Genomic DNA, 20,498 nt, shown 5'->3' with positions numbered 1-20,498 from the left:
GGCTGCGGGGGCCCTCCCCTGTGCGGTGCGCGGCCGGTCAGTCCCGCTTCAGCCCGAGCACCTCCGCCGCGGCGAACGTCTCGTTCGGCGGGCGGTCCTCGTAGTACGGGGAGATCAGCTCGTCCAGTTCGTCGAAGGAGAACGTCTCCTTCGCCGCGTCGAACTTCGCCGCCACCTTGGGGCGTTCGACGATCGCGACCATCCCGCCGTGCACCACGAGCAGCTGCCCGTTGACCTTGGCCGCTGCCGGGGAGGCCAGATAGCCGACGAGCGGCGAGACATGCTCGGGTGCGAGCGCGTCCAGCCGCCCGTCCTGCGGTTCCTGGAAGCCCGCGAAGACGTCCTCGGTCATCCTGGTCCGGGCGCGCGGGCAGATGGCGTTGGCGGTGACGCCGTACTTGGCCAGGGCCAGCGCGGTGGACGTGGTCAGCCCGACGATGCCGCCCTTGGCCGCCGCGTAGTTGGGCTGGCCCGCCGAACCGGCCAGGAACGCCTCCGACGAGGTGTTGACGATCCGGCCGTAGACGGGGCCGCCGGACGCCTTGGACCGGGAGCGCCAGTGGGCCGCGGCGAAATGCGTGGTGTTGAAGTGGCCCTTGAGGTGCACCCGCAGGACCGAGTCCCACTCGTCCTCGGTCATCGAGAAGATCATCCGGTCGCGCAGGATGCCCGCGTTGTTGACCAGGACGTCGAGCTGCCCGTAGGTGTCGACGGCCAGTTCCACCAGGGCGCGGGCCTGCTCGTGGTCGGACACGTCGCCGAGGTGCGCGACCGCCCGGCCGCCGGCCGCCCGGATCTCCTCGGCGACCTGCTCGGCGGGGGTGGCGGACGCCTCGCCCGAGCCGTCGCGGCCGGGCTGCCCGTAGTCGTTGACGACGACGGCCGCGCCGAGCCGCGCCAGTTCCAGCGCTTCGGCGCGCCCGAGGCCGCGGCCGGCTCCGGTGACGATCGCGGACAGTCCGTCCAGGGGAAGTGACATCGGATCTCGGGGTCCTCTCGGGAAGGGGCGGGGCGGTGGGTCAGAGTTCGATGCAGGTACGCAGCGACTCGCCGGTCCGCATCTGGTCGAGGGCGTCGTTGATGCCGTCGAGCCGCACCCGGTGGGTGATCATCGATTCGAGGTCGATGCGGCCGGCCCGCCAGAGCGCGATGGCCCGCTCGTACGACCGGAGCACGTCCCCTCCCCCGTACATGGAGGGCAGGATCCGCTTCTCGTCGAAGAACAGCTCGAACATGTTGACCTGGAAGTTGTCGTCCATGGCGCCCGCGCCGACGACGCAGAGGGTGCCGCCGCGCCGGGTGTTCTCGTACGCGGCGCGGGCCGTGGCGGACTTGCCGACGACCTCGAAGACGTAGTCGAAGCCCTCGCCGGCGGTGATCCGCTGTTTGGCGTCGCCGAACTCGTCGGGCGAGACCGCCTCCGTCGCGCCGAACCGCAGCGCCGCCTCGCGCCGGGAGGCCACCGGGTCCACGGCGACGATCTGGGCGGCGCCCTGCACCCTCGCCCCCTGGATCGCGGAGATGCCGACCCCGCCGCAGCCGATCACGGCGACCGACGAACCGGCCTCCACCTGTGCGGTGTTGATGGCGGCGCCGAGTCCGGTGGTGACGCCGCAGCCGATCAGGGCGGCGATCTCGAACGGCACGTCGTCGGGGATCGGCACCGCGCAGTCCGCGCCGACGACGACCTCCTCGGTGAAGGTGCCGGTGCCGGCGAAGCCGAAGACATCGCCCCCGGGGCGCTTGAAGTTGGGCGTACCCGCGTTCATGAAACCGGCCAGGCACAGGTGCGTCTGGCCGCGCTTGCAGGACGGACAGGCGCCGCAGGCGGGCAGCCAGCAGACCAGCACCCGGTCACCGGCGCTGAGCCCGCTCACCCCGTCGCCGACGTCGAGCACCTCGCCTGCGCCCTCGTGGCCGGGGACGAAGGGGGCGGGCTGCGGCAGCACCCCGTTCATCGCGGAGAGGTCGGAGTGGCACAGTCCGGTGGCCCGGATGCGGAGCCTGACCTTGCCGGGGCCGAAGCCCACCGCCTCGACGTCGTCGAGGACTTCGAGTTTGTCCTGGCCTGTCTCGTGCAGTACGGCTGCGCGCATGGTGCGGCTCCCCTCGGGGTCGGTACGTGCGGTACGTGCTTCAGGAGTGTTCGACGAGCGTGTCGGCGAGGACCGGCGCGTCGTCGCGTTCGACGGCGGTCACCGCCACCTGGACGCGGCCGTCACCGGCCCACATCCGGATACGGAGGGTCTCGCCCGGGAAGACGATCCCGGCGAACCGGGTGCGGTAGGAGCCGATGCGGGCCACATCGCCGTCCAGCAGGGTGTCCGCCACCGCCTTGAGCGTCATTCCGTAGGTGCAGAGCCCGTGCAGGATCGGCCGGTCGAAGCCGGCCAGCTTGGCGAACTCCGGGTCGGCGTGCAGCGGGTTCCAGTCGCCGGAGAGCCGGTAGAGCAGCGCCTGATCCGGGCGCACCGGCCGCTCCACCACCCGGTCCGGTGCGCGCTCGGGCAGTGCGAGCCGCTCCGAGGGGCCGCGGTCACCGCCGAAGCCGCCCTCGCCGCGCACGAAGATCTGGGCGTCGTTGGTCCACAGCGGGCCGTCGTCGTCGGTGGCCTCGGTACGCAGCACGAGGACCGCGGCCTTGCCCTTGTCGTACACCGCGGCGACCTTCGAGGTCTGAACGGCGCTTCCCTGCACCGGAATCGGCCGGTGCAGGCGCACGGACTGCCCGCCGTGCAGCACGGCGGCGAGGTCGACATCGACCCCCGGGGCCGCGAGGCCGCCGGCCATCGCCAGGCCTGCGCCCGCGACGGTGGAGAAGCTCGGCAGGACGTGGAGCCGGGACTCCAGTGTGTAGCGCAGCTCGTCCGGGTCGGTGGCGTCGTCGGGCCGGCCGGGGGCCGTCCCCGCCCCGAGGCCCAGGTGGTAGAGCTGGACGTCCTTGTGGTCCCAGCTGATCGAGGTCGAGCGGGGTTCGGCGGCAACCGCCTCTGCGGCATCAATGGGCATGGGAAAGCTGCTCCTTGATGGTGGGAAGACCTCGGCGCGGCCGTCCGCACCGTCGGCCGCACCGAGGTCGTGCGGGACCGGAGACCACGTCCGCCCTAGAACGCGTTCTAGCCGGTGGCCCCATGTATAACGCAGCGCCCAGCAGTTGGGAAGACTCCTGACGTATCGTCAGATCACTGCAGGGGGCCATAATCCGGCCACCGTTCCCGTCGGCTCGGGCAGGACATTTGTCATGCCGGAGTCCGTACATGCGCCTCTGCCGGAGCGGCACCCCGGCTCCGTAGCGTCAGATACATGAAACAGACAACGGGGAACGGGTCCGCGGTGGTCTTCACCGGTGCGGTCAAGACCTTCGGCCGGGCAGGGCAGAGCGTGCGGGCTGCGGACGGGATCGGGCTGACCGTCGAACGCGGCGAGACCGTCGCCCTGCTCGGCCGCAACGGTGCCGGGAAGTCCACCGCCATCAGCCTGCTGCTCGGCCTGGACGAGCCGGACTCGGGCAGTGTGCGGGTACTGGGCCGTACCCCCGTACAGGCGGTGCGGGCCGGTCTGGTCGGCGCGATGCTCCAGGAGGGACAGCCCATCCCCCGGGTGACCGTCCGCGAGCTGATCGCCTTCGTCGCCTCCACCTATCCGCGTCCGCTGCCGGTCACCGAGGCACTGGCCCTGGCAGGCGTGACGGAGTACGCGAACCGGCGGATCGACAAGCTCTCCGGCGGCCAGACCCAGCGGGTCCGGTTCGCCGTCGCACTGGCCGGCAATCCGGAACTCATCGTGCTGGACGAGCCGACGGCAGCCCTGGACGTGGAGGGGCGCCACGCGTTCTGGGACTCCATGCGGACCTACGCCCGGCGCGGCAACACCGTGATCTTCTCCACCCACTATCTGGAGGAGGCCGACGGGAACGCCGACCGGATCGTCGTCATCGACCGGGGCCGGATCGTCGCGGACGGCAGCGGCGACACCATCAAGGCCGCGGCCGGCCACCACCAGGTCTCCTTCGACCTGGCCGGCCGGTCCACCGACGGGCTGGAGCTGCTGCCCGGCGTCGCCACCGTCGAGGTGACCGGGGACCGGGCGCTGCTGCACACGGCCGACTCGGACGCCACCGTCGTGGAGCTCGCCCGCCTCGGCCTGATCCGGGGCCTGGAGGTCTCCCCGGCCACGCTGGAGACCGCCTTCCTCTCCCTCACCTCGACCGCGGCCGTCGCCGCGCGGAACCGAACGGAGACCGTCTGATGTTCCAGTACATCGTGCTCGAAATCCGCCGGACGCTGCGCGACAGCTTCTTCCTGCTCTTCGGCACCGGGATGCCGGTGATGATGTACCTGCTCTTCACCAACCTCGGCGGCGATGACGGCGCCGACGGCTGGAAGACCGCCTCGATGGTCGGCATGGCCGCGTACGGGGCACTGGGTTCCGCGATGTCGATCGGTACGGGGGTCGCCTCCGACAAGTCGCTGGGCTGGCTCCAGCAGTTGCGGGTCACCCCGCTCTCCCCTTCACAGGCGGTCGTGGGCCGTGCGGTCAGCGGCTCGGTGACGGTCCTTCCGACGATCCTGACGGTGCTGCTGGCCGGCGGGCTGGTCAACGGGGTACGGCTGGCCGCCTGGCAGTGGGCGGCGCTGGTCCTGCTGCTGTGGATCGGCGCCCTGCCCTTCACCCTGCTCGGCCTCGGCAACGGCTACCGGCTGACCCCGCAGGGCACCGGCGTGGTCAACGTCGCGTGCCTGATGGGCTTCGCGATCGTCGGCGGTCTGTGGTTCCCGCTGGAGCTGTTTCCCGGGTGGCTGCGCTCCATCGGCGAGTTCACCCCCGCCAACCGCTTCGCCGACCTCGGCTGGGCGGCCACCGACGGCCACGCACCCGGCGCCACCACCATCGGCGTGCTCAGCGCGTGGCTGCTGCTGTTCGGTGCGTACGCCGTGATCTCGTACCGTCGGTCCGCGAGGACCATGTGACGGGAGTGAACATGTCCAGGAGCGGATCACAAGCGCGCGAGGAACGGCGCAGCCGGCGGGCGGAGCGGCGGCTGTGGCGGAAGGAGCACCGGCGTCCGGGACCCCCCGGGCCCTATGTGCTGCTGCCCTGGCTGCTGATGGGCCTCGGTTCCTTCTCCAACCTGTTCCAGGGCGACACCCCCAGCCCCTGGATCGGCGGTGCCGGCCTGCTCGCCTTCAACTCCCTGTACATCTCCGTGGTGTTCCGGGGCTTCAACAAGAAGAAGCGCGAAAGCCCGGTGTCGTATGTGCTGATCGGCGCACTGGCCGCCGTCACGCTGGCGCTCGCGGGCGGCTACGGCGGCAGCTGGCTGCTGTTCTTCCCGCTGCTCTCGCTGGCCTGCGGGACCATCCTGCGCAGTCGCTGGCTGGCGGTCGGTCTGCTCGCCCTCGCCGTGACCGCGTGCCTCGTCGCGATCTGGCACAAGGACAGCGCGTCGACACCGTGGACGCTGGCGTACGGCACGTTCATCTCCGGTGCGGTGACGTCCGCGCTGCTCACCCTGTCGGAGACCGTGATGGAGCTGCGCTCCACCCGGCAGGAGCTGGCCCGGAGCGCGGTGGAGCGGGAGCGGCTGCGCTTCTCCCGCGATCTGCACGATCTGCTGGGCCACACGATGTCCGTGATCGTCGTCAAGGCGGAGGCCGCGCGCAGACTCGCGCCCCGCGACCTGGACAACGCGCTCCAGCAGGTCGCCGACATCGAGTCGGTCGGCCGGCAGGCGCTCACCGAGATCCGCGAGGCGGTCACCGGCTACCGCGAGGGCAGCCTGGCCACCGAGCTCGACCGGGCCAGGTCCGCGCTGACCTCCGCCGGCATCGAACCGACCGTCCGCCGCTCGGGACCACCGCTCGCCCCCCAGACGGAGGCACTGCTGGGCTGGGTGACCCGGGAGGCCGTCACCAACGTCCTGCGCCATTCCACCGCCACCGCCTGCGCGTTCGTGATCGCGAGCACCCCGGACCGGGTCCGCCTGACGGTCACCGACGACGGCCGCGGCCCGTCGGCGGACACTCCTTCCTCGACCCCGGGCATCGGCGGCACCGGGCTGAAGGGGCTGACCGAACGCCTGGCGGCGGCGGGCGGGTCACTGGAGGCGGGGCCGGGGCCGGGCGGCGGGTTCGTGGTGACGGCGGAACTGCCCGTGGGCGAGCCGGGCGGGGAGGACGAGGTCGGCGGCACGGCCACCGCCCCGGCCCCGGGCGCGTAGACGGGGGCGGTGGCGGGGCCTGTCTTCATCCGGTCGGCCCGATGCGGCTCCCCTCCGTCCTGGCGATGGCGGGCGCTGCCGCCGTGATCACCCTCCTGGGCGCCCGGCTGGCCGACCCGTGCACGGGACTGGCTGCGAGCCTGGCCTTCTCCTTAATCCCCGGAGTGCAGCAGTACGCGCAGGAGGGGCGCTCGTACGCCCTGGTCACAGCCTGTGCGGCGCCGGCCTGCCTGCTGCTGGTCGAGGCGATCGACGCGACCGGCAGGCGTGGCGCGGGGCTCTGGGCGGCCTACGGCACGACCGTGCTGCTGGCCGCGCTACTCAACTGGTTCTCGCTCCTGCTGCTGCCCACACACGCGGCGACGCTGGCGCTGACCCGCCCGCCCCGCACGACCGCCTTGCGCTGGGGAGCCCGACTCGTCCGCCGCCGTGCTCGGCACACTCCCCCTCGTCGTGGCGAGCAAGTCCCAGACGGGTCAGGTCGCCCGGATACCCCCGGTGCGCCGGGGCACGCTGCTCGGCCTCCTGCTGACCCTCCTCGCGGGCACCCTCTGCGCCTGGCTCGCCCGGCCGGGGAAGGCCCACGGCGCGCCCCACCGCGCCAGGACCCGGCTCACCGCGGTGGCCGCACCCCTGCTCGCCGTACCCCAACTCCTGCTGCTGGCCGCCTCGCTGGCTCAACCAGCTCGTTAAGCCCAGTCTTCCGTGTTCGCGATCGCTCGATCGTGGCAATGATCGTCACCGTACTTCGGACCTGCCCCGGCCTCCCGTTGGCGGGCCCCACCGCGTCGGCCATGGGCGCCCGGACTCGCAGAGGGCTTCCCGCAACGCGCAGCATGTTCCGCGACCAGCGCACCCAGATGTTGGCGGGAGAGACCGGTGAAGGCGAGGTGGGGCATGGCCACGCGAGCCTGATTCATCTGCACGAACAGACAACTCTCGCGGCTCTCTCCATGTCCCCGCGCTCCCGACCGAGATCGGCGTTGGAGCCCAGCCCGATAGCCTCGGCGTATGCCCGACGATGACCTTGCTCATTCCTCTGCCTGGGCGCCTATGCCGCCCGGCATGCTGATCCGCGAGCTGGACCTGAGAGATGCGACGGTCGCTTCCACAGTGCACGCGGTGGGCCTGCGCGCCTATGCCGTCGAGGCCGAACTCATCGGCTTCGACGGCATCCCCGCCCTGTCCGAATCTCTCCAGGACATGACGGCCCGGCCCCTGCGCTGGCTGGGCGCGGTGACCACCGAAGGAACGGTGGCTGCCTTCGTGGCCTGGCAGACCGAAACCGCCGGCCAGCACGTCACCCACATCGACCGGGTCTGCGTGGACCCTGCCTGGTTCCGCCGGGGTCTTGCCTCCTGCCTGCTGGACCACCTGCTCGCCAAGGTGACCGACAGGGGTGAGGTGAGAGTCAGTACCGGAGCGGACAACCAGCCCGCCGTGAAGCTGTACGAAAGGCTCGGCTTCAGCCGCTCCGTCGACTTCGAACCTGCACCGGGCCTACGCATGGCCCAGTTCGCGCTGCACCGCTGATTCCGAGACCGCCTACCCCCACACGACTGGAAGGTCCGAAGAGCTCCGATCACCCACCTCGAGATTAATCGTGGGGTAGGCCGTTAGCGGACGAGCAGTGGGTATCGATCGAGCCGATGATCAGGGGAAGGGCTTCGTTCCGCAGCCGGAGCGGTGCATCGTGGAACAGGTCAGTCGATGCCTTCGACGATGCGGAAGTCGCGCTCGACGCCGTCGGAGAGGGCGACCAGCGCCTCCTGGTAGGCCGCGCTCTCGTACGCCGCGACGGCCTGCTCGAAGCTGTCGAACTCGATCAGGACGGTGCGCTCGGGGATTCCGGCGCCATGCGCCACGACCCGACCGCCACGGGCGCAGATCCGACCGCCCCCGGCCTTGACGGCCGCGGGGGCCAGCTTGTTGTAGGCGGCCAGCTTCTCGGGGTCCGAGATGGTGCGGTAGGCGCTGACCCAGTAGCCCTTGGGCATGGAACCTCCGGTGTGGGGACGAGTACGTCTGACTTACGGGCTGGTGGTCGGTAGAAGCGGAACGTAGTCACCGTGTGGGGAACGGGGTACCCCAGGGTTCCTCTTCCAGCAGGAGCCCGTTGGCCAGGTAGCTGATGGTTCGGTACCAGCCGACCAGTACGAGCAGTTCAAGTAACTGGGCCTCTTCATAGTGTGTGTGCAGGGCGTCCCAGGCGGACTGGGTGAGCTGGTTCGTGTCGTTCAGTTCGTCAACGGCGTGGAGCAGTGCCGTGTGGCGTGGGGACCATGGAGCGCTGGCTGCTGCGTCGGGTTGGGTAGTTGCCCGGAGTTGTTGCGGGTCGAGTCCGGCCTGCGGGGCCAAGGTCGCGGCGTGGACGCCCCATTCGTAAGCGCAGGCGGATCGCGCGGTCACGCGGGCGATGACGATCTCCCGGTCGATGGCGGGGAGGAGCCCATGGCCCAGCAGACCGGCACCGAGGGCGAACATGCGTGAGGCCAGCTCCGGGTTACGGTGCAGTACGCGGAACAGCGCGAGTGGCTCGTGCGGCACACCCGGCGGCATCCATCGGCGGAGCGCCCGGTCGACGTCGGCGGGGTAGGGCGGGGCGAGCGGTTCTATGCGTGACATCCCAACACCTCCTGCTTCGATTTTCGAATCACTATGATGCTTCGATAACCGAAGCGCAAGGAGTGACTATGGAAGCCAGCGCGCCACGTCCGGGTGTGCCAGTGCGGGGGTCCGAATCGGGTCGTCCGGTGATGGCCGCACTCGACCTGCTCGGACGGCGTTGGACGATGCGGATCCTGTGGGAACTGGGTCAAGCTCCGGCCGGCTTCCGTGAGTTGCAGCGCCGATGCGAGCGCATGTCCTCCAGCGTGCTCAGTACCCGGATCGAGGAACTGTCCGGCGCCCGCCTGCTCGCCCCGGACGGCGACGGCTACCGCCTCACTCAGCTCGGCCAGGACCTTGTCGAGGCGCTGAGCCCGCTGGACGCCTGGAGCCGACGTTGGGCCGAGGAAGTGGGACCCGCGACGGCAGGAGGACTGGAATGATCATCGCGTGGCCGGCCCGACACGGCAGCGGTGCCGTCCTGGACAGCCCCGTTCACCGGGCTGAGCCCTCGTTCTTCCGGGAAGGCGGTAACGGGTCCGCGACGCGGGGGTGCGGACGCCGTCGGTAAGGGGCAGGCGTGGAGCCTGTCTCCGGAGGACCGGACACTGTCAGAGATCATTTGCGTGACAGCACCTAAGGGAGGGTTCTTCCAATGACCGCACAGCCCGCACGCCTTGAGCGCATCGGTCCCGAGACCGCCTCGGTCATGGACGTCTCGCCGTTCAAGCCTTCTCTCGTCAGAACGGTTTTCAGGGACGTGACCCCGATGCACGTCTCCCGGTCGGCCACGTGGGCCGCCGCGTCGGTGACGCGGACCGTGCTGACGGAGATCATCGACGCCGCGAGGGGAGCTGCGGCGGAGGAGGCCCGGAAGAAGCTGATACCCAGGGACCTTCTCTCGGCGATCGACCGGAACGTCGAGCTGGAGGTGGGCGGCAAGTGGTACGACCACAGCCCGACGTTCAAGGGCCTGAACGGTGTCATGTACGACGCCGAGGGTGTCATCGTGCCCCCTCGTAAGCGCAGCAGGTCGCGCAGACCGAGCGCGGTGGCCGGCGCCCACAGGTTCGAGGCCGGGGTCAAGAAGCTGCTGCGGAACCGGGGGGTGACGGCCGTCCCGGCGATGGTCCGCGACCTGGACGGGATCGCGAGCGTGTTCCTGACGGACCTCGCCCGGGATGCGGCCATGGTCGTCCGCGAGGGCGGGGTCAAACGCTTCGGTACGGTCACCCTCGTGACATCGGACGAACCGGGCCCGTCCCCGTCCCCCCAGGAATCCCTCGGGGCCCTGTCCACCCGCCGAGGGGACGCGCGGACCATCGGCAGGGACGACGTCCTGGCCGCCACCACGATTCAGTTGTTCGGCGGCCGCCTCCGGCAGCGAGCCCTCACTGAGGCACGCGAGGCGACGCAGTCCTACAGGACCGCCGGTAAGGACTTCGCTGTCACCGGACACAGTGTGACCACACAAAACCTCTAGGATCCGGGACAGCCCTCAGGTGTATTGACCCGCAGGTGAGACGTGCCCCGCGTGCATGAAGCAGATCAAGCTCCTGGAGCCGGTGAGGCGGGGCTCGCCGGAACAGAAACCGGGGCCGCACGTGGTCGTCCACCCAGCACGCGGAATGCGTTCGCAAGTTGGCGGCTTGCGAGCGCACGCCCTGCCACCTCGGCTTCACCGGCTCCGGCGAGGCGTTGGCCGTCAGCCTGGAGTTGCGCAGGACCTTCGCCTTGGCGGCGGATTCCTTGCCGATGTAGTCACCGTCGTCGGCCATCGCGTGGGCGCTCACGGTCCAGATCCCGGCCGTGGTGTTGTCCTGGGGTTCGATGCGCGGGTTGATCGTCAGCGATGTTCTTCTCGCCGTTGACGACCACTTTCGTGATCTTGACATCGCCCGAGAACTCGTCCGCCTGGGCGGCCCCCGGAATCGCGAGCGCGCCCGCGCGCGACGCTCACGCCGCCCTTCGGCCCGAAGGAGCGCTGTCCGCCGGAGCCGTGCCCTTCCGGGTGTGTTACACAGGGGGTAAACAGAGGGGCATTTTGCAGCAGCTCAAGCTCGGAATCGTGTCGCAGGCCCGCAAAGAGAACGAACACCGTCTGCCGGTTCACCCGGCGCACTTCGAACGCATCGACGCCGACCTCCGCTCCAGCATCTTTCTGCAGACCGGATACGGCGAGCACTTCGGTGTCCCGGACTCCCAGATCGCACCGCACGTAGCCGGTTTCCGCCCGCGCGAGGAACTGATCGCGGAGTGCGACGTCATCCTGCTGGCCAAACCGCTGTATGAGGATCTGGCGGAGCTGCGGGACGGGCAGGTGCTGTGGGGGTGGCCGCACTGCGTGCAGGACGAGAAGATCACGCAGGCCGCCATCGACCGCAGGCTCACCCTGATCGCCTTCGAGGCGATGCACCACTGGACCCCGAAGGGCGGGTTCAACCTGCACGTCTTCCACAAGAACAACGAGTTGGCCGGCTACTCGTCGGTGCTGCACGCCATGCAGCTGACCGGGGCGACCGGTGACTACGGGCGTCGGCGGCGTGCGGCGGTGATCGGCTTCGGCGCCACCGCCCGCGGCGCTGTGACCGCGCTCAGCGCGCTGGGCGTGTACGAAGTGGATGTGCTCACCGCCCGCGGCACCACCGCCGTCAGCTCACCGATCCACTCGGCACGGATCGTGCGCTTCGACCACGACGTCGCCGACGGCACCCTCGACCCGCGGCGCAGCATCGCGCTCACCGAGGACGGTCCGGAGCCGCTGGCCGAGTTCCTGGCCGGGCACGACATCATCGTCAACTGCGTGCTCCAGGACACCGCTGCGCCGCTGATGTTCCTGATAGAGGAGGATCTGCCGAAGCTCGCGCCCGGCACCCTCGTCATCGACGTCTCCTGCGACGAGGGCATGGGTTTCGCCTGGGCCCGGCCCACGACCTTCAGCGAGCCGATGTTCACTGTCGGCACCAACGTCCACTACTACGCCGTGGACCACAGCCCCTCCTACCTGTGGGACGCGGCTACCTGGGAGAACAGCGAGGCGCTGATCCCGTTCCTGCGGACGGTCCTCGAAGGGCCGGCCGGCTGGGACGGTGACCGCACCATCAGCCGGGCGATCGAGATCCGAGACGGCACCGTCCAGAACCCCGCGGTCCTGGCCTTCCAGAACCGCGCCGAGCAGTACCCGCACGCGCTGCTGTGAACCGACGCGGTCCGGTCGGTGGCAGACCCACTCCGGGTACGCCCCTGACCGGCCGCCCCGGCCGGTCGACGCACCCCAACAGGCACCCCCCTCATACCCTGTTCCCCGTGAACGAGATGCCGCAGGACCACCGGCCCGCCAAGTCCGTACGAGTGCTGCTCGCCGAGGACCAGGGGATGATGCGGGGCGCGCTCGCCCTCCTGCTCGGGCTTGAGCCGGACATCGAGGTGGTGGCCCAGGTGGGTGCGGGCGACGAGATCGTGGCCGCCGCGCTGACCTCCCGGCCCGATGTCGCCTTGCTGGACATCGAGTTGCCGGGGCGCAGCGGTCTGGACGCGGCCGCCGATCTCCGGGAGGAGGTGCCCGACTGCCGGGTGCTGATCCTCACCACCTTCGGCCGGCCCGGCTATCTGCGGCGTGCGATGGAGGCCGGGGCGGCGGGGTTCCTGGTGAAGGACGGGCCGGTCGAGGAGCTCGCGGCGGCGATCCGGCGGGTGCTGGCCGGGGAGACCGTCATCGATCCGGCGCTGGCCGCCGCCGCTCTGAGCGCGGGGCCGAGTCCGCTGACCGCCCGGGAGCGCGACGCCCTGCTGGCGTCGGCGGACGGGGCGACGGTCGCCGACATCGCGGCGAAGCTGCATCTGTCGGAGTCGACCGTGCGCAACTACCTGTCGTCGGCGATCGGCAAGACCGCCACCCGTAACCGGATGGAGGCGGTCCGGGCCGCGCGGCAGCAGGGGTGGCTCTAGGAGCGTGGTCAGCGCTGCCGGCGGGCCGCTGGGAGCCGCCCTCAGAGCTGCCCGGACGACCGGTGGCGCGGCAGCCAGATGATCATCAGCAGCAGTCCGGCGAGCAGCACCGACCCCGAGGTGCGGAAGGCCAGGGCGTAGCCGGCCGTGAGGTCTGCCGGGGCCGTGCCGCCGTCCGTGCGGGCGGCGGCGACCGTGGAGAGCACGGCCAGGCCGAGCGCGCCGCCCATCGTGCGGGAGGTGTTGACCAGGCCGGAGACCAGGCCCGCTTCGCCGGGGGCGGCGCCGGAGGTGGCCAGCGAGGCGAGCGGGGTGGACGCGAGGCCGGTGCCGGTCATCATCAGCACGCCGGGCAGGCAGACGGAGGTGAGGTAGGAGCCGTCGGCCGTCATCGTGGACTGCCAGCCGAAGCCCGCGGCGGCGACCACCGTGCCGACGAGCGCCAGGTTCTTCGCGCCGACCCGGGCCATCAGACGGGGTGCGCTCTTGGAGCCGACGACGATCGCCACCGAGGTGGGCATCAGGGCCAGGCCGGCCTGCAGTGCGCTGTAGCCCAGCACGTTCTGCGCGTACACGGTCATGAAGTACCACATCGAGAACGTCGCGGAGCCGATCACGAACATCGCCACGTTCGCCGATGCCACCGCCCTCGCCCCGAGCACCCGCAGCGGCATCAGCGGCTTCGCGGTGCGGGACTCCACCAGGACGAACAGGGCGAGCAGCGCGAGGCCGCCCAGCAGCGGGACGAGGGTCGTGGACGCGGTCCAGCCCGACTCCTCGGTCTGCACGATGCCGTACGCGACGGAGGCCAGGCCCGCCGTGACGAGCAGCGCGCCCAGGAGGTCGATCCGGCTCCGCTCGCCCGCCTTGCCCTCGGCGAGCCAGATCGCGGCGCCGGTGATGACGAGCACGCCGACCGGCACGTTGATCAGCAGGACCCACCGCCAGGACAGTGCGTCGGTGAGCACTCCGCCGATCAGTCCGCCGGTCGCGCCGCCGCCGGCGCCGACCGCCATCCAGGTGCCGATGGCCTTCGTCCTGGCGGGCCCCTCGGGCACGGCCGCGGTGAGCAGGGTGAGGGTCGCGGGGGCGAGTACGGCGGCGCCGAGCCCCTGCGCGGCGCGGGCGGCGAGCAGCTGCCAGCCCTCCTGGGCGAGCCCGCCGGCCAGTGAGGCGGCGGTGAAGAGGCCGAGGCCGACGAGGAACATCCGCTTGCGGCCGTAGAGGTCGGCGGCCCGTCCGCCGAGGAGCATGAATCCGGCGAAGGCGATCGAGTACGCGTTGAGCACCCACTGGAGTCCGGCGGTGCTCAGCCCCAGGTCGGTCCGCATGGACGGGAGGGCGACGTTGACGACGGACACGTCGAGCACGACGAGGAACTGGCCGACGCAGGCGGCGAGCACCACCGCCCAGGTGCGGGTACGGGGCCGGGTGATACGGCGTGCGGGCGTCGAGACGTCAACCATGACGTCATACTCGCAGCCGCCCTGCACCCCGTACATCGGTTTCCGGACCGTACCGGCCTCGGTCCAGCGGCGTAGGACCGGGGCCCGGGTGGTCGTGCGAGGTCAGCGGCGCAGGAGTGTCACCACCGCCGCGCCGCCGAGCCCGATGTTGTGGGCCAGGCCGGTGCGGGCGTCGGGCACCTGGCGGGCGCCGGCCTCGCCCCTGAGCTGCCAGGTGAGTTCGGCGGCCTGGGCGATTCCGGTGGCGCCGAGCGGGTGCCCCTTGGAGATCAGTCCACCGGACGGGTTGACCACCCAGCGGCCCCCGTGGGTGGTGGCGCCGGACTCCACGAGCGCCCCGGACTCGCCCTCGCCGCACAGCCCGAGCGCCTCGTAGGTGAGGAGTTCGTTGATGGAGAAGCAGTCGTGGAGTTCGATGACGTCGAGGTCGGCGGCGCCGATGCCGGCGGACTCGTACACCTGCCGTGCCGCCTCCCGGGACATCGGCAGTCCGACCGCGTCGATGCAGGTCCCGGAGGCGAAGGAGTCCTCGGTATCGGTCGTCATGGCCTGGGCGGCGATCTCCACGGCCCGTTCACCGAGGTCGTGTTGCTCGACGAAGCGCTCCGAGACGACGACGGCCGCCGCCGCCCCGTCGGAGGTCGGCGAGCACTGGAGCCGGGTCAGCGGGCGGTGAATGGGTTTGGCGGCGAGGACCTCGTCGACCGTGTACGGGTCCTGGAACTGGGCGTACGGATTGCCCGTCGAGTGGCGGTGGTTCTTGGCGGCGACCGCGGCGAGCTGTGCCTCGGTGGTGCCGTAGCGCTCCATGTGCTCGCGGGCGGCGTTGCCGAAGATCTGGGCGGTGGGCGGGGTCATTTCGAAGCCGTGGCCCGCGGCCATGATCCCGTAGTGGCGGGCGACCGGGGACGTCTTGAAATCACCCGCTCCGCCGTCCGATCCGCCGCCGCCGAGGGATCCGCGCGCCATCTTCTCGAAGCCGAGCGCGAGGACGCAGTCGCTGCCGCCGCCCTCGACGAACTGCCGGGCCATCATCAGCGCGGTGGAGCCGGTGGCGCAGTTGTTGTTGACGTTGTAGACGGGTATGCCGGTCAGTCCGAGTTCGTAGACGGCGCGCTGTCCGGCGGTGGAGGCCTGGAAGCAGTAGCCGACGGCTGCCTGCTGGATGTCCTCGTACCGGACGGAGGCATCGGCGAGTGCCGCGGTCCCGGCCTCCTTCACCATGTCCCAGTACTGCCAGTCGCGGCTCTCGGGCTTCTCGAACTTCGTCATGCCGACGCCGACGATGTATGACCTCATCATGGGTTCGTTCCCTTCAGTCCCTGGGCAGGCCGAGGATGCGCTCGGCGACGACATTGAGCTGAACCTGGGTGGTGCCGCCCGCGATGGTCAGGCAGCGGGACATCAGGAACCCGTGCACGGCCCGTTCGCCGGCGCCCTCGGCCACCGCCCCTGCGGGGCCGAGGAGTTCGAGGGCGAGCTCGGCGACCTTCTGCTGGTGGACGGTCTGGACGAGTTTGCGGACCGAGGCGCCCGCGCCCGGCTCAAGGCCTGATACCTGTTGCAGGGTGGTGCGCAGCCCGATGCAGGCCAGTGCGTGGGCCTCGGCGGCGAGTGCTCCGATCCTCGCCCGGCAGGCGCCGTCGAGCCCGGCCGAGCGGTCGATCAGGGCCTCCAGGCCGGTGTCGAAGGCCATCTGGTCGGCCATGTGGACCCGTTCGTTGCCCAGGGTGTTGCGGGCGACCCGCCAGCCGCCATCCGGCTCGCCCACGAGTGCGTCGAGGGGCAGCAGCACGTCGTCGAAGTACACCTCGTTGAAGAGGGAGTCGCCGGTGATCTCCTTCAGCGGGCGGATGTCGATGCCTTCGGTGTGCTTCATGTCGACGAGGAAGTAGCCCAGGCCCCGGTGTTTGGGGGCGTCCGGGTCCGTCCTGGCGAGCAGAATCCCGTGGTCGGCCCACTGGGCGGCGCTCGTCCACACCTTCTGGCCGTTGATCCGCCAGCCCTCGGGGGTCCGTTCGGCCCGGGTGCGCAACGAGGCGAGGTCGGAGCCCGCGCCGGGTTCGGAGAACAGCTGGCACCACTGGAGTTCGCCGCGCAGGGTCGGCAGGAGGTAGCGGTCCTGCTGTTCGGCCGTTCCGTGCGCGATGAGGGACGGCACCACCCAGGTGGCGATGGAGAGGTCGGCCAGCTTGACACCCTGTTCGCGCAACTCCTGCTGCACGGCCAGCTGTTGGACCGGGCCGGCGTCCAGTCCGTAGGGCGCGGGCAGATGCGGGGCGGCGTAGCCGGTGGGCGCCAGGGCGCGGCGGGCAGCCCGCGGGTCCAGGCCCCGGGCGGCGGCGACGGCCTCGCGGGCGGCCGTGCGGTGCACCTCCGCCTCGGCCGGGAGCTCCAGGGTGAGTCCGCGGCGGGCGCCGGCCGCGGCCAGCCGGACGGCGCGTTGCCGGTGGACGTCCCCGGATCCCAGCAGCTGCCGCGCCACCAGAGCCCGGCGCAGATACAGATGGGCGTCGTGCTCCCAGGTGAAGCCGATGCCGCCGAGGATCTGGATGGCGTCCTTGGCGCAGCCGTACGCGGCGTCCAGGGCGGTCGCCGCGGCGAGGGCGGCCGTCATGCCCCGTATCTCCGCGGGTTCGGTGGCGGCGCGGGCGGCGTCCCAGGCCAGTGCGCGGGCCTGTTCGACGCGTACGAGCATGTCCGCGCAGAGGTGTTTGACGCCCTGGAACTGTCCGATGGGACGGCCGAACTGCTCGCGGACCTTGGCGTGTTCGGTGGCGGTGTCCAGGGCGCGGGCCGCGGTGCCGCACGCCTCGGCGGCCAGGAGTACGGCGGCGAGGTCGCGGACGAGCCCCGAGTCGGTGGGCAGCAGCCGTCCGGCGGGGACCAGGACGCCCTCGGCCCGGACCTCGGCGGTGGGCCGGGTCGGGTCGGCGCTCGCGTGCGGGCGTACGGCCAGTCCCCGTGCGGCGGTGTCGACGGCGAACCAGCGGGTGCCGGTGACCGAGGCGGCGGGAAGCAGCAGCAGGTCGGCCCCGTCGGCGGAGAGGACCGGCGGCAGCTCGCCGTCGAGCAGATGGCCGTCCTCCTGCTCGACGGCGGCGAGGCTGCCGGAACCGAGGGCGACGGCTCCGATGCGCCGGCCCTCGGCGAGGTCCCGCAGCAGCCCGTCCGTCTCCGGGGCGCGCGGCCCGGAGGCGTTCAGCACCGCCGAGGCGAGGGAGCTGGCCAGATAGGGGCCGGGGAGCGCGGCCCGCCCCGCCTCTTCGAGGACGACGGCCAGATCGAGGAGCCCGCCGCCCCCTCCCCCGTACTCCTCCGGCAGATGGATGCCGAGCAGGCCCTGCTCCGCAAGGCCGCCCCAGTAAGCGGGGCGCGCGCCGGTGGCGGCAGGGGCGCCCGCGTCAAGAATTTTGCGTATTTCTCCGGGCGGTACGGTGCGCGCGAGCCACCCCCGCACGGCTTGCGCGAGCTCCCTGTGTTCTTCGGTGATACCGATGCCCATGCGGATCCTCGCCGGTCGCAGCCACTGGAACGGCGCAAGAGTAGAACACGTTCCAATCTGACGGAAGGTCAGATCGGCAGTTGTTTCCGGCCAGGTGGCCCGTCCCGGCCATGGCCGTGTCAAGTTCGGGTCCCGTTCACCGGAATACCCCGGCCATGCGGAAGGTTTCACCCTGCACACACTTGGCGGTCGGTGCTGCCCGCCCGCACTGACCGCACTCCTGACCGTTCCTCCCTCTTCCGCTGCCCGGAGGCCGCACGTATGCCACAGACGACGCACGAACAGCAGTCCGCGGAGCTACCTGATCCACGGACGTCGAAGGCCGGCAAGGGGATCGTCCCCGTGCTCGCCTTCGCGGGTATCACCGTGGCGGTGATGCAGACCCTGCTCGTCCCCGTCATCAAGGACCTGCCCGCCCTTCTCCACACCGACCCGTCCAACGCCACCTGGGTCATGACGGCGACCCTGCTCGCCGGAGCCGTCTCCACCCCGATCATGGGGCGGCTCGGCGACCTCAACGGCAAACGGAAGATGCTGCTGGCCAGCCTCGCCGTCATGGTGATCGGCTCGCTGATATGCGCCTTCACCGACGATCTGGTGATCATGATCGTGGGCCGCGCGCTCCAGGGCTTCGCCATGGGCGCCATCCCGCTGGGCATCGGCATCATGCGCGACGAGCTGCCGCGCGAGAAGCTCGGCTCGGCCATGGCCCTGATGAGCTCCTCGATCGGGGTGGGCGGCGGACTCGCGCTGCCCGTCGCCGCGCTCGTCGCCCAGCACACCGACTGGCACACCCTCTTCTTCGGCTCGGCCGGCCTCGGCGTGCTCGCCATGGGGCTGACCGTGCTGGCGGTGCCGGAGACCTCCCTGCGGGCCCCCGGCCGGTTCGACATCACCGGCGCGCTCGGCCTCTCGGCCGGACTGATCCTCCTGCTGCTGCCCGTCACCAAGGGCAGCGACTGGGGCTGGACCTCGGCGACGACGCTCGGCCTGGTCGCCGCCGCCCTGGTGGTGCTGCTGCTGTGGGGCGTGTTCGAGCTCCGGAGCGACGCGCCGCTGGTCGATCTGCGGACCACCGCCCGCCGCGAGGTGCTGCTCACCAACCTCGCCTCGATCATGGTCGGGGTCGCCTTCTACGCCGTGTCGCTGGTCCTGCCGCAGCTGCTCCAGCTCCCCCTGTCCACCGGTTACGGCCTCGGCCAGTCGATGGTGGTCGCCGGGCTGTGCGTGGCGCCGCTGGGCCTGACGATGATGCTCGTCGCCCCGCTGTACGCCCGGCTGTCCGCCCGGTACGGCCCCAAGGTGTCGCTGATGCTCGGGATGGCGATCATCGCGATCGGCTACGGGGCCGGGCTCGGCCTGATGAGCGCCGCCTGGCAGACCGTCGTGATCGCGGTGGTCCTCGGCGCCGGCATCGGGCTCGCCTACTCCTCGCTGCCCGCACTGATCATCGGTGCCGTCGACGCCTCGGAGACGGGCGCGGCGACCGGGCTCAACACCCTCATGCGCTCCATCGGCACCTCGGTGTCGAGCGCGGTGATCGGCATGGTGCTGGCGCACACCTCGACGCAGATGGGCTCTGTCGCGGTGCCCACCATGCAGGGGTTCCGCACCTCGTTCATGATCGCGACAGGCGCGGTGCTGGCCGGCCTGGTGCTGGCCGCGTTCCTGCCCTCGCAGCGGGCGGCCGCGACGCCGGTCCTGCTGGCGAGCAGCGCGGGCGACGAGACGGCCCGGACCTCCGGCCTGCCGCTCCCGCTCCCCGGCTCCGGCTTCCGCGGCCGGGTCCTCGAAGCGGACGGCACCCCGGTGGCCGGCGCCAACGTCACCCTGATCGACCGGCAGGGCCGGCAGGCCGGGCTGACCACGACGGACGCCCAGGGCCGGTACGCGCTGGCCGCCCCGGCCGGCGGCAGCTTCGTGCTGGCCGGATCGGCCACCGGATACGCGCCGCGCGCCTGCCCGGCGGTGCACCCGGACAACGGCCGTCCCACCGAGACCGATCTGGTGCTGACGCTCAGCGCACCGGAGCGTCGAACCTCGGTGCGGTCGTGAGCAGATGAGAGACGTCCGTCCCCGTCGGGAGCTCCTGCGGCTGCGCGCCGCGGGTGAACAGCCGGGCGGGGCGGGCGCCCTGGACCCGGGCCTGGCGCCCGTTGACCCGCAGCCATGACCCCTCGCGCAGACCGAGCACGGGGACGTCGTTCTCCTCCAGGAACTCGCTGAGCCGCTCCTCGCGGGTCTCGCCCTTGTGGGTGCTGTCCGGGTCCGGGTCCTGGTAGTGCGGGTTGATCTGGAACGGGACGAGGCCGAGCGTCTCGAAGGACGGCGGCTGCACGATGGGCATGTCGTTGGTGGTGCGCAGGGTGGGCGCCGCCATGTTCGTGCCCGCGCTGGCCCCCATGTACGGCAGACCGCCGCGCACGGCCTCGATCACGGCGTCGCGCAGCCCGGTCCTGTAGAGGGCGCTCAGCAGCCGGAAGGAGTTGCCGCCGCCGATGAACACGGCGTCGGACGCGGCGAGTTCCGCGACCGGGTCGGCGTTCTCGTGGACACCCCGGACACTGACCCCGGCCGGCTCCAGGGCGTCGCGGACCCGTGCGGTGTACGTCGTGTAGTCGGCGAGCGCGTACGGCACGAAGGCCAGCCGGGCACCGGAGGGCAGGAACGCCGCCACCGTGTCGAGGGCGTGTTCCAGGTAACCGCAGCCGTACTGGGTGGAGTTGGAGAGCAGGAGCAGATTCACGGCGTT

At 71.2% G+C, this 20,498-nt stretch carries 19 protein-coding genes and 1 pseudogene; 11 read left to right on the top strand and 9 right to left on the bottom strand.

Annotated features, from left to right (window positions below):
• Window positions 1-37: 37 nt before the first annotated feature.
• Genes ACFVW8_RS05515 through ACFVW8_RS05505 form a run of 3 tightly spaced genes read right to left on the bottom strand, consistent with a single transcriptional unit; the run spans window position 38 to window position 3,009 of the window.
• Window positions 38-979 (bottom strand): 3-oxoacyl-ACP reductase, encoded by a 942-nt coding sequence (locus ACFVW8_RS05515; protein WP_389686288.1) that lies wholly within the window; start codon window positions 977-979, stop codon window positions 38-40.
• Between the two features lie 40 nt (window positions 980-1,019).
• Window positions 1,020-2,096 (bottom strand): Zn-dependent alcohol dehydrogenase, encoded by a 1,077-nt coding sequence (locus ACFVW8_RS05510; RefSeq protein WP_389686286.1) that lies wholly within the window; start codon window positions 2,094-2,096, stop codon window positions 1,020-1,022.
• A gap of 40 nt (window positions 2,097-2,136) precedes the next feature.
• The gene (locus ACFVW8_RS05505; RefSeq protein ID WP_389686284.1) at window positions 2,137-3,009 is read right to left on the bottom strand and encodes a MaoC/PaaZ C-terminal domain-containing protein; all 873 of its coding nucleotides are present in this window, start codon (window positions 3,007-3,009) and stop codon (window positions 2,137-2,139) included.
• Between the two features lie 294 nt (window positions 3,010-3,303).
• Here ACFVW8_RS05505 and ACFVW8_RS05500 point away from each other — a divergent pair, with 294 nt between their 5' ends.
• The 5 genes from ACFVW8_RS05500 (at window position 3,304) to ACFVW8_RS05480 (ending at window position 7,753) form a co-directional block, all read left to right on the top strand.
• A complete protein-coding gene (locus tag ACFVW8_RS05500) occupies window positions 3,304-4,248 on the top strand; it encodes an ABC transporter ATP-binding protein (RefSeq protein WP_389686282.1) in 945 nt (314 codons plus the stop codon).
• A complete protein-coding gene (locus ACFVW8_RS05495) occupies window positions 4,248-4,970 on the top strand; it encodes an ABC transporter permease (protein ID WP_389686280.1) in 723 nt (240 codons plus the stop codon). The genes ACFVW8_RS05500 and ACFVW8_RS05495 overlap by 1 nt, the downstream gene beginning before the upstream one ends.
• An 11-nt stretch (window positions 4,971-4,981) precedes the next feature.
• Complete coding sequence (locus ACFVW8_RS05490; RefSeq protein ID WP_389686278.1) at window positions 4,982-6,220, top strand: sensor histidine kinase; 1,239 nt, start codon at window positions 4,982-4,984, stop codon at window positions 6,218-6,220.
• Window positions 6,221-6,673: 453 nt separating this feature from the next.
• On the top strand, window positions 6,674-6,913 hold the full coding sequence (locus ACFVW8_RS05485; protein WP_389686276.1) for a hypothetical protein: 240 nt from the start codon (window positions 6,674-6,676) through the stop codon (window positions 6,911-6,913).
• A 372-nt stretch (window positions 6,914-7,285) separates the two neighbouring features.
• Window positions 7,286-7,753: a GNAT family N-acetyltransferase gene (locus tag ACFVW8_RS05480; RefSeq protein WP_389686274.1), complete on the top strand. Its 468-nt coding sequence runs from the start codon at window positions 7,286-7,288 to the stop codon at window positions 7,751-7,753.
• A 170-nt stretch (window positions 7,754-7,923) separates the two neighbouring features.
• On the opposite strand, the gene ACFVW8_RS05475 is transcribed toward ACFVW8_RS05480, so the two are convergent.
• Window positions 7,924-8,217, bottom strand: a complete 294-nt coding sequence (locus ACFVW8_RS05475; protein ID WP_389686272.1) for a DUF1330 domain-containing protein — start codon at window positions 8,215-8,217, stop codon at window positions 7,924-7,926.
• 67 nt (window positions 8,218-8,284) lie between these two features.
• On the bottom strand, window positions 8,285-8,845 hold the full coding sequence (locus tag ACFVW8_RS05470; protein ID WP_389686270.1) for a carboxymuconolactone decarboxylase family protein: 561 nt from the start codon (window positions 8,843-8,845) through the stop codon (window positions 8,285-8,287).
• 68 nt (window positions 8,846-8,913) lie between these two features.
• On the opposite strand from ACFVW8_RS05470, the gene ACFVW8_RS05465 reads away from it, so the two are divergent.
• The 5 genes and pseudogenes from ACFVW8_RS05465 to ACFVW8_RS05445 all read left to right on the top strand — a co-directional run bounded on the left by ACFVW8_RS05465 (window position 8,914) and on the right by ACFVW8_RS05445 (window position 12,775).
• Complete coding sequence (locus ACFVW8_RS05465; RefSeq protein ID WP_389686268.1) at window positions 8,914-9,270, top strand: winged helix-turn-helix transcriptional regulator; 357 nt, start codon at window positions 8,914-8,916, stop codon at window positions 9,268-9,270.
• A 30-nt stretch (window positions 9,271-9,300) separates the two neighbouring features.
• Window positions 9,301-9,438, top strand: a pseudogene (locus ACFVW8_RS05460) (IS5/IS1182 family transposase); the annotation flags it as partial.
• Between the two features lie 44 nt (window positions 9,439-9,482).
• Window positions 9,483-10,310, top strand: coding sequence for a hypothetical protein (locus ACFVW8_RS05455; RefSeq protein WP_389686266.1), 828 nt, complete (start codon window positions 9,483-9,485; stop codon window positions 10,308-10,310).
• 561 nt (window positions 10,311-10,871) lie between these two features.
• Complete coding sequence (locus ACFVW8_RS05450) at window positions 10,872-12,026, top strand: N(5)-(carboxyethyl)ornithine synthase (protein ID WP_389686265.1); 1,155 nt, start codon at window positions 10,872-10,874, stop codon at window positions 12,024-12,026.
• Window positions 12,027-12,142: 116 nt separating this feature from the next.
• Entirely contained in the window at window positions 12,143-12,775 is a 633-nt protein-coding gene (locus ACFVW8_RS05445; RefSeq protein WP_389686302.1) for a response regulator, read from the top strand.
• A gap of 41 nt (window positions 12,776-12,816) precedes the next feature.
• Here the strand turns inward: ACFVW8_RS05445 and ACFVW8_RS05440 are convergent, their stop codons facing one another.
• The 3 genes from ACFVW8_RS05440 to ACFVW8_RS05430 form a co-directional block, all read right to left on the bottom strand.
• Window positions 12,817-14,241, bottom strand: coding sequence for an MFS transporter (locus tag ACFVW8_RS05440; protein ID WP_389686264.1), 1,425 nt, complete (start codon window positions 14,239-14,241; stop codon window positions 12,817-12,819).
• A gap of 102 nt (window positions 14,242-14,343) precedes the next feature.
• Window positions 14,344-15,540 carry a lipid-transfer protein gene (locus tag ACFVW8_RS05435; RefSeq protein WP_389686300.1) on the bottom strand — a complete coding sequence of 399 codons (1,197 nt, stop codon included), beginning with the start codon at window positions 15,538-15,540 and terminating at the stop codon, window positions 14,344-14,346.
• A gap of 16 nt (window positions 15,541-15,556) precedes the next feature.
• The gene (locus ACFVW8_RS05430) at window positions 15,557-17,746 is read right to left on the bottom strand and encodes an acyl-CoA dehydrogenase (protein ID WP_389686263.1); all 2,190 of its coding nucleotides are present in this window, start codon (window positions 17,744-17,746) and stop codon (window positions 15,557-15,559) included.
• A 261-nt stretch (window positions 17,747-18,007) separates the two neighbouring features.
• Here ACFVW8_RS05430 and ACFVW8_RS05425 point away from each other — a divergent pair, with 261 nt between their 5' ends.
• Entirely contained in the window at window positions 18,008-19,801 is a 1,794-nt protein-coding gene (locus ACFVW8_RS05425; protein WP_389686262.1) for an MFS transporter, read from the top strand.
• Here the strand turns inward: ACFVW8_RS05425 and pepE are convergent.
• Window positions 19,764-20,492, bottom strand: a complete 729-nt coding sequence (gene pepE / locus ACFVW8_RS05420; RefSeq protein WP_389686261.1) for a dipeptidase PepE — start codon at window positions 20,490-20,492, stop codon at window positions 19,764-19,766. The genes ACFVW8_RS05425 and pepE overlap by 38 nt on opposite strands.
• Between the last annotated feature and the right edge of the window lie 6 nt (window positions 20,493-20,498).

It is taken from the genome of Streptomyces sp. NPDC058221 (assembly GCF_042882365.1).
Taxonomy (GTDB): domain Bacteria; phylum Actinomycetota; class Actinomycetes; order Streptomycetales; family Streptomycetaceae; genus Streptomyces.
Note: the sequence above shows the minus strand (reverse complement) of the source record. Positions and strands in the feature narration are given on the sequence as shown.